This is a genomic window from Streptomyces sp. NPDC004629 (assembly GCF_042873595.1).
Classification (GTDB): Bacteria; Actinomycetota; Actinomycetes; order Streptomycetales; family Streptomycetaceae; genus Streptomyces.
Window position 1 is genome coordinate 171,782 of the sequence record NZ_JBIALO010000006.1, and the last position, 12,351, is coordinate 184,132.

At 72.8% G+C, this 12,351-nt stretch carries 13 protein-coding genes and 1 tRNA gene; 3 read left to right on the forward strand and 11 right to left on the reverse strand.

Translation table 11 applies throughout. The features are described 5' to 3' along the window. Positions 1-11: 11 nt before the first annotated feature. Genes ACFYTE_RS11260 through ACFYTE_RS11270 form a run of 3 tightly spaced genes read right to left on the reverse strand, consistent with a single transcriptional unit; the run spans position 12 to position 3,471 of the window. Positions 12-893, reverse strand: coding sequence for an SDR family oxidoreductase (locus ACFYTE_RS11260; protein ID WP_388707955.1), 882 nt, complete (start codon positions 891-893; stop codon positions 12-14). Continuing rightward, complete coding sequence (locus ACFYTE_RS11265; protein WP_388707958.1) at positions 890-1,969, reverse strand: alpha/beta fold hydrolase; 1,080 nt, start codon at positions 1,967-1,969, stop codon at positions 890-892. Before ACFYTE_RS11265 ends, ACFYTE_RS11260 begins: the two co-directional genes overlap by 4 nt. Beyond that, positions 1,966-3,471, reverse strand: a complete 1,506-nt coding sequence (locus tag ACFYTE_RS11270) for a flavin-containing monooxygenase (protein ID WP_388707961.1) — start codon at positions 3,469-3,471, stop codon at positions 1,966-1,968. Before ACFYTE_RS11270 ends, ACFYTE_RS11265 begins: the two co-directional genes overlap by 4 nt. Before the next feature lie 200 nt (positions 3,472-3,671). Here ACFYTE_RS11270 and ACFYTE_RS11275 point away from each other — a divergent pair, with 200 nt between their 5' ends. Then, positions 3,672-4,292, forward strand: coding sequence for a MerR family transcriptional regulator (locus ACFYTE_RS11275; RefSeq protein ID WP_388708365.1), 621 nt, complete (start codon positions 3,672-3,674; stop codon positions 4,290-4,292). Between the two features lie 17 nt (positions 4,293-4,309). Here the strand turns inward: ACFYTE_RS11275 and ACFYTE_RS11280 are convergent, their stop codons facing one another. Further along, positions 4,310-5,113: an exodeoxyribonuclease III gene (locus tag ACFYTE_RS11280; RefSeq protein ID WP_388707964.1), complete on the reverse strand. Its 804-nt coding sequence runs from the start codon at positions 5,111-5,113 to the stop codon at positions 4,310-4,312. 68 nt (positions 5,114-5,181) lie between these two features. Here ACFYTE_RS11280 and ACFYTE_RS11285 point away from each other — a divergent pair, with 68 nt between their 5' ends. Next, on the forward strand, positions 5,182-5,658 hold the full coding sequence (locus ACFYTE_RS11285) for a GNAT family N-acetyltransferase (RefSeq protein WP_388707967.1): 477 nt from the start codon (positions 5,182-5,184) through the stop codon (positions 5,656-5,658). Between the two features lie 48 nt (positions 5,659-5,706). Here ACFYTE_RS11285 and ACFYTE_RS11290 read toward each other — a convergent pair. The 7 genes from ACFYTE_RS11290 to galU all read right to left on the reverse strand — a co-directional run bounded on the left by ACFYTE_RS11290 (position 5,707) and on the right by galU (position 11,561). Next, a tRNA-Ala gene (locus tag ACFYTE_RS11290) sits at positions 5,707-5,780 on the reverse strand. 144 nt (positions 5,781-5,924) lie between these two features. Further along, positions 5,925-7,244, reverse strand: coding sequence for a gephyrin-like molybdotransferase receptor GlpR (gene glpR / locus ACFYTE_RS11295; protein ID WP_388707970.1), 1,320 nt, complete (start codon positions 7,242-7,244; stop codon positions 5,925-5,927). A gap of 184 nt (positions 7,245-7,428) precedes the next feature. Beyond that, positions 7,429-8,097 (reverse strand): GNAT family N-acetyltransferase, encoded by a 669-nt coding sequence (locus ACFYTE_RS11300; RefSeq protein WP_388708368.1) that lies wholly within the window; start codon positions 8,095-8,097, stop codon positions 7,429-7,431. Positions 8,098-8,117: 20 nt separating this feature from the next. Continuing rightward, the gene (locus ACFYTE_RS11305; protein WP_388707973.1) at positions 8,118-8,663 is read right to left on the reverse strand and encodes a molybdenum cofactor biosynthesis protein B; all 546 of its coding nucleotides are present in this window, start codon (positions 8,661-8,663) and stop codon (positions 8,118-8,120) included. Then, positions 8,660-9,139, reverse strand: a complete 480-nt coding sequence (gene moaC / locus ACFYTE_RS11310) for a cyclic pyranopterin monophosphate synthase MoaC (protein ID WP_388707976.1) — start codon at positions 9,137-9,139, stop codon at positions 8,660-8,662. Before moaC ends, ACFYTE_RS11305 begins: the two co-directional genes overlap by 4 nt. A gap of 192 nt (positions 9,140-9,331) precedes the next feature. Then, the gene (glp, locus tag ACFYTE_RS11315) at positions 9,332-10,654 is read right to left on the reverse strand and encodes a gephyrin-like molybdotransferase Glp (protein ID WP_388707979.1); all 1,323 of its coding nucleotides are present in this window, start codon (positions 10,652-10,654) and stop codon (positions 9,332-9,334) included. A 4-nt stretch (positions 10,655-10,658) separates the two neighbouring features. Continuing rightward, a complete protein-coding gene (gene galU / locus ACFYTE_RS11320) occupies positions 10,659-11,561 on the reverse strand; it encodes a UTP--glucose-1-phosphate uridylyltransferase GalU (protein WP_388707981.1) in 903 nt (300 codons plus the stop codon). A 93-nt stretch (positions 11,562-11,654) separates the two neighbouring features. Here galU and ACFYTE_RS11325 point away from each other — a divergent pair, with 93 nt between their 5' ends. After that, complete coding sequence (locus ACFYTE_RS11325) at positions 11,655-12,275, forward strand: 5-formyltetrahydrofolate cyclo-ligase (protein WP_388707984.1); 621 nt, start codon at positions 11,655-11,657, stop codon at positions 12,273-12,275. Positions 12,276-12,351: the final 76 nt, after the last annotated feature.

A 12,351-nucleotide genomic window follows, 5' to 3' on the forward strand; every position in this document is an offset into this window, starting at 1 on the left:
GCGCATGTCGATCAGTTACCGTGCGTAGCACGTTCCTGTTCGTCGGCCCGACCGCCCGCGCCGACGAGTCCCGTGCGCATCCCCTGGAGCCGGGGCGCGAACCGCCGCATCTCGCGCTGCCCCACCGTCCCGACGAGCCCCGGCAGCCAGCCGCGTACGCCCTGCATCCCGCGCAGCCACCACTGCCCGTACACATGGCTCGACCGGCGTTCGATCCCGGCGACGATCCGGTCCACCGCGGGTCCCGGCGGATAGGTCCGGCCGGCCGGCCACGGCAGCCGCTGCCGCAACTCCCGCATGATCGCGTCCTGGTCGGCGCCGCGCACCATGTCCGTGTCGGTCCAGGACAGATACGCCACCCCGACCCGCACCCCCCGGTGGCCGACCTCGGCCCGCAGGCTGTGCGCGTACGCCTCCACGCCCGACTTGGACGCGCAGTACGCCGTCATCATCGGCGCCGGCGTGATCGCGGCGAGCGAGGCGATCTGAAGCAGATACCCGCGGCTCTCGGTGAGCAACGGCAGGAACGCGCGGGCCGTCACCGCCGAGCCGATCAGATTGACCTCGATCACCCGGCGCCAGGCGTCCGGGTCGGAGTCGGCGAAGGGGCCACCGGTGGCGACGCCCGCATTGGCGACGACGATGTCGACCTTCCCGAACCGCTCCTCGACCTCGCCGGCGACACGGGTCATCGCCTCCTGGTCGGTGACGTCGGCGTACCAGTGGCCGCCCGCGCCGTGCAGCCGCCCGGCGACGTCCTTGAGCGCGTCCGCCTCCAGCCCGACCAGCGCCACCTTCGCGCCGCGCGCGGACAGCTTGCGGGCGAGCAGTGCGCCGACGCCGCGCGCCGCTCCGGTGACGACCGCGACCTGTCCTTCGAGGCCCCTGCTCATGCGTCCTCCTTGGCGTGCGTGTCCTCGGCGCCCGCACCGTCCACGGCGCCTGTCGTCTCTACGGCACCCGCCGCCGGTACGGCACCCGCCGTCTGTACGGCACTCACCGTCTCTGCGGCACTCGCCGTCTCTACGGCGCCTGCCATGCTCCCGGCGCCTGTCGTGTTCTGTGTCTGCCGGACGTAGGTCGTGACGAGTTCCCGGATCCGCCCGGTGACCAGGTCGGGGTCCTCCACCGGGGTCATGTGCCCGAGGCCGGGCAGTTCGGTCAGGCCGACGCAGTGCGGCAGCGCGGCGGCGACGGCCCGCGCGTGCACCGGCGGGGTGAGCCGGTCGGCACTGCCCGCGACCACCGCCGTAGGCACCGCCAACTCCCGTACCCCGTCGTCGAGATCGAGCCGCTCCAGCACCAGCGACCAGGCGTGCCGGGCGCCGCGCGGGCAGGCGTGCACGATCCGTGCGCACGCCTCCACCATGGCCGGGGCGGAACCGGCGCCCATCGTGGCGTACTTGAGGATCCGCCGGGACATCGGCGTGACCGGTCCGAGCGGGGCGCGCGAGCCGAGGATGCGCGCCGTGAGCCAGGTGCGCCCGCGCCCGGCGCGCATGGGTATCACGCGGGCCTCGGCGACCAGCCGCGAACTGCCCGTGCTGCACAGCAGTACGGCGGCGGCGTGCGCGCGGAAGCGGGGCCGCGCGGACGCCGCCAGCACGGTCATGCCGCCCATGGAGTGCCCCGCGATCACGGCCCGTTCGCCGGGCGCGAGCGTGTGGGCGAGCACCGCCTCCAGGTCGTCCGCCAGCGCCCGGGTCGAGCAGACGGGGTTCGCCGGGCTGCGCCCGTGGCCCCGCTGGTCGTACGCGATGACCCGGTGGTCCGCCGCCAGGTCCCGGATCTGCGCCGCCCAGAAGGCGGTCGAGCAGGTCCAGCCGTGGGCGAGGACGACCGGCGGCGCGTCCTTCGGGCCGTGCACCTCGGCGTGCAGCCGCGCGCCGTCGGCGGAGACGATCGTCAGCTCCCGGGCGGGCAGGGGCGGCGCGTAGGGGCCCGCGGTCAGCCGTGTCAGCCGGCTCACGCCCCCACCTCCGCCGGGGCCCCGGCACGGGCGGGCACCCGCAGGACCTCGTACTCGGCGAGGTCCACCCGCCGGGTGGCCCGCCGGAACTCGGTCGTCGTACCCGGCCAGACGGTGGTGTTGCGGCCGCTCGCGTCCAGGTACCAGCTGGTGCAGCCGCCGGTGTTCCACACCGTGCGCTTCAACCGCTCCTGGATCCGCTCGTTCCAGGCGCGCACGGCGCCCGCGCGGGCGTCGAGGGCGGCCCGCCCGCCGAGCACGTCCAACTGCCGCAGGAAGTCGGCCAGGTAGTTCAGCTGGGACTCGATGACCAGGACCATGGAGGAGTTCGCGAGACCGGTGTTCGGCCCGATGATCGTCAGCCAGTTGGGGAAGCCGGGCGCGCAGGCCCCGCGCAGCGCCTGCATGCCGTCCTTCCAGGACTCCGCGAGCGTCCTGCCCTCGGCCCCGACGACCCGTTCGGCGATCGGCATGTCGGTGACATGGAATCCCGTGGCGAAGACGATCGCGTCGATCTCGGCCGCACTGCCGTCGGCGGCGACCACCGTGGCACCCCTGACCTCGCTCAGCCCGCCGGCCACGACATCGACATTCGGCCGGGCGAGGGCCGGGTAGTAGGAGCTGGACAGCAGGATCCGCTTGCAGCCGATCCGGTAGTCGGGGGTGAGCTTGGCGCGCAGCGCGGGATCCTTGACGGCGCGGGCGATGCTGCGCTTGGCGATCCGCTCGACCAGGCCGAGTTCGTCGGGGTGTTTGGTGAAGGCCTGCACCTGCGCCTCCCGGATGCCCCACAGCAGTCCGCGCCGTACCTGGGTGGTGAACGGGAGCCGCCGGTGCAGCCGGCGTTCGAGGCCGCTGATGGCCCGGTCGGCGCGCGGCATCACCCACGGCGGGGTGCGCTGGAAGAGGGTGAGCCGGGAGACGAGCGGCTGGACGGACGGCACGATCTGGATCGCGGAGGCGCCCGTGCCGACCACGGCGACGCGCTTGCCGCGCAGGTCGTAGCCGTGGTCCCAGCGGGCCGAGTGGAAGACCCTGCCCGGAAAGGAGTCGAGGCCCGGGATCGCGGGGATCCGAGGGTCGGACAGCGGCCCGGTGGCGGAGACGACGACATCGGCGAAGAGCGGGCCGCCGCTGGTCTCGATGTGCCAGCGCAGCTCCTGCGTGTCCCAGGTCGCCTTCTTCACCTCGGAGTCGAAGCGCAGGTGCGGGCGCAGCCGGAAGATGTCGGTGACGTGCTCCAGGTAGGCGCGGATGTACTCCTGTCCGGAGAAGGTGCGCGGCCACTCGGGGTTGGGCGCGAAGGAGAAGGAGTACAGGTGGGACGGTACGTCGCAGGCGCACCCGGGGTAGTCGTTGTCCCGCCACGCGCCGCCGACGCTGTCCGCCCGTTCCAGGACGACGAAGTCGGTGATCCCCTCGCGGCGCAGCCGCACGGCGGCGCCCAGCCCGCCGAATCCCGTCCCGATCACCGCCACCCGTACATGCTCGTGCTCGGCCATCCCGCAGCCTCCAGGCATCGCAATGGATTACGCCAGTGAACGCTGGCGCAATGGGAGGGTAGAGCAGCCGCGTACTGCTGGATAGGGGGCGCGAGAAGGAAGTTACCGGCGGTACGGCCTAGGCTGCGCATGTGGCAGCAGACGGTGGACGGGGCGACGGGCACGGCGGCGACCGGCACGAAGGCCCCCGCGAGTACCGCATGGCGGAGCTGGCCCGACTGGCCGGCATCACGGTGCGCACCCTGCGCTTCTACCGCGAACGCAAGCTGATCCCGCCGCCCCGCCGCGAGGGCCGCATCGCCTGGTACGACGACCACCATCTGGCCCGGCTGCGCACCATCTCGGCGCTGCTGGAGCGCGGCCACACCCTGAGCGGCATCGCCGAACTGGCGGAGGCCTTCGACCACGGCCGGGACGTCGCCGACCTGCTCGGCGTCGAAGGACCCAGCGAGGAGGAGCCGGTCCGCCTCACCCCGCAGGAACTCGCCGCACGCTTCGAGGGCGACATCACCCCGGAGAACCTGGCCGCCGCCATGGAACTGGGCTACCTGGGCACCGACGGCGACGACCTGGTGCACATCAGCCGCCGCCTGCTGGACGTGTCGTCCGCCCTGGTCCGCGAGGGCATCCCGCTCGCCGAGGTGCTGACCGCGGGCAGGCGCGTACGCGAACACGCCGACGCACTGGCCGACATGTTCGCCGAACTGGTCCTGCGCCACGCCCCCGAGGACGACGTCGACCGGCTGCGCCCCCTGGCCCGCAGCGTCCTGGAAGCGGAGTTCTCCCTGGCCCTGGACAGACGCCTGCGCAAACGGCGTTGACGCAGGAGCGGGCCGGGCTAGAGGTCGTAGACGACCGTCACGGGGGCGTGGTCCGACCAGCGCTCGGCGTGCGTGGCCGCCCGCTCCACGAAGCCCTTGACGGCCCTGGACGCGAGACCCGGCGTCGCGACGTGGTAGTCGATGCGCCATCCGGTGTCGTTGTCGAAGGCACGGCCGCGGTACGACCACCAGGAGTACGGGCCCTCGACGTCGGGATGCAGGGAGCGGACGACATCGACGTAACCGCCGCCGGCGGGATCGAGGACCCTGCCCAGCCACTCCCGTTCCCCCGGCAGGAACCCCGAGTTCTTGGTGTTGCCGCGCCAGTTCCTGAGGTCGGCGTTCTGGTGGGCGATGTTCCAGTCGCCGCAGACGACGACCTCACGGCCGTCGGCGGCGGCCCGGGCGCGCAACCCCTTCAGGTAGGCGAGGAACTCGTCCATGAAGCGGACCTTCTCGTCCTGCCGTTCGGTGCCCACCTCCCCGGAGGGCAGGTAGAGGGAGGCGACGGTGACCCCGGGCAGATCGGCCTCGACGTACCGCCCGCTCGCGTCGAACTCCGCCGAGCCGAAACCGACCTGGACCCGGTCGGGTTCGCGCCGGGTGTACAGGGAGACGCCCGCGCGCCCCTTGGCGGCGGCCGGGGCGTGCACGACGTGCCAGCCGTCCGGCTGCCGCACCCCCTCGGGCAGTTGCTGCGGCTCGGCCCGCACCTCTTGCAGACAGAGCACATCCGCGGAGGTTCCGGCGAGCCACGCCATGAAGCCCTTCTTCGCTGCGGCCCGCAGCCCGTTCACATTCACCGAGGTCACTGTCAGCACCAGGGCACGATACCGGCACACTGGACGAGGTCCCGTTCCGCCCTCTGCATAGAAGTACGATGCCCAGCATGAATATACGACGCGTTCCCTTCGACCACCCCGACGCCGTCAAGCTCAACGACGAGGTCCAGGCCGAGTACCACCTGCGCTACGGCGACGGCGGCGACGCCACGGCCCTGGACGCGTCGGACTTCACCCCGCCGAGGGGCGTGTACCTGATCGCCTACGACGACAACGACCGGCCCGTGGCCACCGGCGGCTGGCGCAGCCAGGACGAGAACGGCGAGGGCAACGAGGACGGCGACGCCGAACTCAAGCGCATGTTCGTCATCGAGCAGATGCGCGGTCGCGGCCTGGCCCGCCGCATGCTGGCCGGCCTGGAGGAGGACGCGCGCGCCGCCGGCCGCATCCGCATGGTCCTGGAGACGGGCACCAAGCAGCCGGAGGCCATCGCCCTGTACGTCTCCAGCGGCTACGAGCCGTGCACCAAGTTCGGCTACTACCGCCACTACGAGTCGAGCCTCTGCTACGCGAAGCCCCTCTAGACGCACTGAAGCCCCAGTCGGCACTGCCGACTGGGGCTTCATGCTGCGTGGACCTGAGGGGATTTGAACCCCTGGCCCCCTCGATGCGAACGAGGTGCGCTACCGGACTGCGCCACAGGCCCTTGCAACGAGTGAAACTTTAGCATCCCCCTCGGGGTGCTTGGAAATCCGTTCCCCGACTGGTCAGCGGCCGGGTTTCCGGGCCGTCCTGGAAGGTGTTTCCGGGCCGTCCTGGAAGGGGTTTCCGGGCCGCCGCGGGCCCGCCGTCACTCGTTGGCCGCGCGCGGCCGGTCGCCGTCCTCGTACTGGTCGAACAGCGGGGTGCGTCCGCGCTCGCGCGCCCGGCGGGCGGAGGCGGCCCGGCGCGCGTCAGTGCGGCCGTCCGCCGCCGGCTTGTCCTCCCCGGCCTGCGCCGGTTCCTCCGCCGTCGCGCCGGGCGCGGGCGCGGGCTGCTCGGGCTCACGCTCCCGCTCGGGGGCCACGGAGCTGGAGCGCGCGGAACTCCAGGCGTCGGGCGCCGCCAGGTCCACATCGGACGTGGCCCGGGGCGCGACCGGCGCGGTCACATACGTGGGCAGCGGCACCGGCACCGGGTCCCAGCTGTCGCCGTGCCCGGGACGGCGCTGCCGCTCGCGCTGCTGGTCGACCCATTCGGCGTGGTCGGTCTGCTCGACGAGGGCGCGCCGGTCAGCGGCGAGCGCGGAGAGCCCGGGGTCCGTCTCCGGTTCTGGTCCCTCGTCCGGTTCGTCGGCGGTGGCGCCCGGGTCCAGGGGCGCGCGCCGGCGCGGCTGGCGCTCCCTGAGCCGCTGCGCCGCGGCCTCGGCCCGGCGCCGGTCCATCTGGTAGGCGAACCGGCGGCGTTCCTGGGTGCGCAGATACGCGATGTACACGCTGAGCAGGACGGCGGGCACGCCGGGCGCCCACAGGAAGGCGAGCCCGCCGACGGCGGCGACGATCGCGCCGAGCGTGAAGGCTAGGAAGAGCATCACCGTGGTGCGCCGACGACGCGCAAGCACCTTCGAGCGCCGGGCGCGCGCCGCGGCGGCCTGCGCCGAGGGAGCGCGCCGCGCGGCCGGGGCACCTTGCTGCGTCGACGCCGAAGGGGACTTGGCCGCCGGTGCGGAAGGGGAGTCGACCACGGAGGCGGACGCCGGGGACTTGGCCGCCGAGGACTTAGCCGCCGGGGACTTGGCCGCCGGGGACTTAGCCGCCGGGGACTTGGCCGCCGGGGACTTGGCCGCCGGTGCGGACGGCGACTTGGCCGCGGGGGCGGACGCCTCCGGTTCGGCCTGCGCGCGCGCCTGACGGCGCAGCGGAGGCATGGCGAAGGCCCGGACGTCCACCGAGTCGGTGACGGCGCCGGGTGCGTCGGTGTCGGGCTCCCCCTCGTGGGCGGAGCGCGACCGCAGGTCCTTGGCGTATCGGCGCTCCATCCCCGCCCGTCCGGACAGCAGCCGGATGGCGGTGCTGAAGCGTTCCGTCGGACGGGCCTCGTTCAGCTCGTCCTGCCTACGGAGCCACATCGGCACCAAGTAGGCGGCCCAGGCCCCGACGATGACTGCGTAGATGAGGCCGCTGCTGCTCACGTCTCACACCGTAGAGGGGTTTGCGTGAGGCCATCTGCCAATTGGGCCGGTGTGTCGCGCGATCCAGCTGATATTTCCAGCTTTTTTTGCGACCGATGCGATCAACGGACCGCCGTTGCCGCCAATTCAATGCCCGGAGTCGGTCATCCGCCGATCAATTTCGAACATGCATTCAATTTCCGGACTACGCGGGATTCCCTGGAGTGTTCTGTGGATTCCGCGGGGCGCTCGGACCGTTCGGCGCACTCCCGTCGTCCGTCCTCCGCCGGGTCCCTGCCCGCTGCCAGCGACCGCGCAACCCTTCTGGCACCTCTTCCGCCGTGAGCGCGAAGACGAGGTGGTCGCGCCAGGCGCCGTCGATGTGCAGATAACGCGGCCGCAGCCCCTCCTCACGGAATCCGAGTTTCTCCACGACCCGGCGGCTGGGCCGGTTCTCGGGGCGAATGCAGACCTCGATGCGGTGCAGACCGACGGTGCGGAAACAGTGGTCCACCACGAGCGCCACGGCCGTCGGCATCACTCCGCGGCCGGCCACCGCCTCGTCCACCCAGTAACCGATGTGTCCCGAGCACATGGACCCCCAGGTGATCCCGGCGACCGTCAACTGCCCGACCAGACGCCCCTGGTACTCGATGACGAAGGGCAGCATCCGGCCCGCGTTCGCCTCGGAGCGCAGATGCCGGACCATCTGGCGGTAGGTCGGCCGGTGGGTGATCGGCCCGCTGGGCGTGGGCGGCGGAATGGTCGCCTCCCAGGGGCGCAGCCAGTCCCGGTTGCGCCGGTTCACCTCGCGCCAGGTCCGCTGGTCGCGCAGCCTTATCGGCCGGAGGACGACATCGCCGTCCGCCAGCACCACGGGCCAGGATGGGCTGTTCAGCTCGCACCCCCGTGTCTGGGACGACCGTGGCCGGCCGGCGGGGGCGCCGCATCCTGCCGGAGGTGGTCGCCGCCGCGGATCTGGTCGACGGCGTGGACGAGCAGCGGCTCAAGGACGGCCAGTCCGTCCTTCACCCCGCCGCTGGACCCGGGCAGGTTGACGATCAGCGTCCGGCCCGCCACTCCGGCCAGTCCCCTGGAGAGCGCCGCGGTCGGCACCTTCGCGCGGCCGAACGCCCGCACGGCCTCCGCGATGCCCGGCACCTCGTAGTCGATGACCTCGCGGGTGGCCTCGGGAGTGCGGTCGGTGGGCGAGATGCCGGTGCCCCCGGTGGTGACGACGACGTCGTAGCCCGCGTCGACCGCGGCGCGCAGGGCAGCGGCCACCGGGTCCCCGTCGGGGACCACCTGCGGGCCCTCGACGGCGAAGCCGAGGCCCTTCAGTCCGTCGGCGACCAACGGGCCGCCCTTGTCCTCGTAGACGCCGGCGGCGGCGCGGTTGGAGGCCGTGACGACCAGTGCGCGGTAGACCCCGGCGGTCACGGCCTGCTCCAGTCGCCCGACTTGCCGCCCGTCTTCTCCTCCACACGCACGTCCGTGATGACCGCTCCCTTGTCGACCGCCTTGACCATGTCGATCACGGTGAGGGCGGCCACCGACACCGCGGTGAGGGCCTCCATCTCGACGCCCGTGCGGTCCGTCGTCTTCACGGTGGCCACGATCTCGACGGCGTCGTCCGCGACCGACAGGTCCAGTTTCACACCGGACACCGACAGCGGATGGCACAGCGGGATCAGGTCCGGGGTGCGTTTGGCGCCCATGATGCCCGCGATGCGCGCGGTGGCCAGGGCGTCGCCCTTGGGGACCCCCTCACCGCGCAGCAGCTCGATCACCCGGGGCGAGACGAGGACGCGGCCGCTGGCGCGGGCGGTGCGCGCGGTCACGTCCTTCCCGGATACGTCGACCATGCGGGCCGCGCCCGCGTCGTCGATGTGCGTCAGTCGGTCCTGCGTACTCATGGTGTGTGGCGCTCCCGGTCGGAACCCGTCGCGGTGCAGCGCACGGGTGTGTCGTGCGCGACACGGTACCGCCAACTCGGGGCGCGCACCGGAGCAGGACCGGGTCCCGGGGCCGCCCGGCCGAGCGGTACCGAGACGGTCACGGGACCGGCCGGGCCGAGCGCTGCCGGGGTGCCGGGGTGCCGGGTCCGCTCAGCCGAGCCGGACCACCTCGACCTCGGAGCCGGGTTCGACGGACTCCGCGTCCTCGGGGAGGACGATCAGCGCGTCGGCGTGCGCCAGGGCCGCGACCAGATGGGATCCGGCGCCGCCCACCGGCGTCACCTTGCCGTCGGCGTACGTGCCCCGGAGGAACTGTCTGCGGCCCTTGGGGGAGCTGAGCGCCGCGTCCGCCGTGAGGGTCGCCCGGATCCGGGGCCGGTGGACGTCGGTCAGCCCCATGAGGGTGCGGATGGCGGGGCGGACGAACACCTCGAAGGAGACGTACGACGACACGGGGTTGCCGGGCAGGGCCAGCAGCGGCGTGTGGTCGGGGCCGACGGTGCCGAAGCCCTGGGGCTTGCCGGGCTGCATGGCCAGCTTGCGGAACTCGACGCCGCCGCCCGCCTCGTCCGCGTCACCGACGTCCGACAGCGCCTCTTTGACGACGTCGTACGCCCCGACGCTGACGCCGCCCGTGGTGACCAGCAGGTCGGCGCGGACCAACTGGTCCTCGATCGCGGAGCGCAGCGTCTCGGCGTCGTCGGCGACGGCCCCCACCCGGTAGGCGATGGCGCCGGCATCACGGGCGGCGGCGGTGAGGGCGAAGCTGTTGGAGTCGTAGATCTGGCCGCCGCCGAGCGGTTCGTCGGGCTGGACGAGTTCGCTGCCGGTGGACAGGACGACCACGCGCGGGCGCGGGCGGACGCGCACGGTGCCGCGGCCGATGGCGGCCAGCAGCGCGATCTGCGACGGGCCGAGGACCGTGCCGGCCGCGAGGGCGCGGTCACCGGCCCGTACGTCGCTGCCCTCGGCGCGCACGTGCGCGCGTGGCTCGGCGGAGCGGTGCACGCGCACGTGCCCGGTGGCACCCTCCGGGGCCAGGCTGCGGGCGCGCATCCCGGTCACCGGGCCCTCGCCGAGGCCACCGTCGGTCCACTCCACGGGGACGACGGCCTCCGCGCCGGGCGGCAGCGGGGCGCCGGTCATGATGCGGGCGGCCTGACCGGGGCCGACCCGGACCGGATCGGCCGCGCCGGCCGCGACGTCCCCGACGACCTCCAGGACGGCCGGGAACTGCTCGCTCGCGCCCGCGACGTCCGTGACCCGTACCGCGTACCCGTCCATGGAACTGTTGTCGAACGGCGGCAGCGAGACCGGCGCCGTGACGTCCTCGACGAGGACACAGCCCTGGGCGTCGAGGAGTTGCAGCTCGATGGGCTCCAGGGGTCGGACGGTGGTGAGGACGTCCTCCAGGTGCTCGTCCACCGTCCACAGGTGGTCCGGGTCGGCGGGGCGGGTCGCGGCGCTGCTCAAATCGCTACATCTCCTCGGCTACGTAACTGCGAAGCCAGGTCCGGAAGTCCGGGCCCAGGTCTTCACGTTCGCATGCGAGTCTGACAATGGCACGCAGGTAGTCGCCACGGTCGCCGGTGTCGTAGCGGCGGCCCGTGAAGACGACGCCGTGCACGGGGCCGCCGACCTTCTCGTCCTGGGCGAGTTGCTGGAGGGCGTCGGTCAGCTGGATCTCGCCGCCGCGGCCGGGCTCGGTCTGCCGCAGTATGTCGAAGACGTGCGGGTCGAGGACGTAGCGGCCGATGACCGCGTAGTGCGACGGCGCGTCCGCCGCGTCCGGCTTCTCGACCAGGCCGGTGACCTTGACGACATCGCCGTCCTCGGTGGTCTCGACGGCCGCGCACCCATAGAGGTGGATCTGCTCGGGCGCGACCTCCATGAGCGCGATCACGCTGCCGCCGTGCCGTTCCTGGACCTCGATCATGCGCCGCAGCAGCGGGTCGCGCGGGTCGATCAGGTCGTCGCCGAGGAGCACCGCGAAGGGCTCGTGGCCGACGTGCGGAGCGGCACACAGCACGGCGTGGCCGAGGCCCCTGGGGTCGCCCTGGCGCACATAGTGCATCGTCGCGAGGTCGCTGGACTCCTGGACCTTGGCGAGCCGTTCGGCGTCGCCCTTCTTCTCCAGAGCCGACTCCAGCTCGTAGTTGCGGTCGAAGTGGTCCTCCAGGGGGCGCTTGTTGCGTCCCGTGATCATGAGGACGTCGTCGAGCCCCGCCGACACGGCCTCCTCGACCACGTACTGGATCGCCGGCTTGTCCACGACCGGCAGCATCTCCTTGGGAGTGGCCTTGGTGGCCGGCAGGAACCGGGTGCCGAGGCCTGCCGCGGGAATGACAGCCTTGCTGATCCTGGGGTGCGACTCAGTCATGCCCGCAACCCTATCCGGTGCCTTTGTGTGGAAACTGTGGCTCCGGTTAACTCGCTCTCATATGAGCACATTGCGAAGGATGCGAGAACGACCGTGGATCACGCAGGACGTCCGGCCGAGCCTGACAAGCGCACATTGCGGCGAGAGCTCCTCACGGTGAGGAACAGGTTGACAGCGGATGACGTCAGGGAGGCCGGCGCCGCGCTGGCCGAGCGCGCGCTGGAACTGCCCGAGCTGGCCCGGGCGCGCACGGTGGCGGCGTACGTCTCCGTCGACAGCGAGCCGGGCACCCTGGCGCTGCTGGACGCGCTGCACGCGCGGGGCGTCCGCGTCCTGCTGCCCGCGCTGCTGCCGGACCACGACCTGGACTGGGGCGCGTACGCCGGGGAGGGCTCCCTCGCGCGCGTGCAGCACGACGGGCGGATGGCGCTGTTCGAGCCCGTGGGTGACCGGCTGGGCCCGGACGCCGTGACGCGTGCCGACGTGGTGCTGCTGCCCGGCCTCGCGGTGGACGCGCACGGAATGCGCCTGGGCCGCGGCGGAGGCTCGTACGACCGCGTGCTGGCCCGCCTGGAACGCGTGGACGCGCACCCCGCCCTCGTGGTGCTCCTGTACGACACGGAGGTCGTCGAGCGCCTCCCGGCACAGCCGCACGACCGGCCCGTGCACGCCGTCGTGACGCCGTCGGGGGTGCGCCGGTTGTCGGGCGCCTGACGGCAGCTGCCAGGGAGAGGGCACACGGTCCGGCCCCCGGGAGGACGAAGAGCAAAGGGCCCTCCACGCGCGCGTG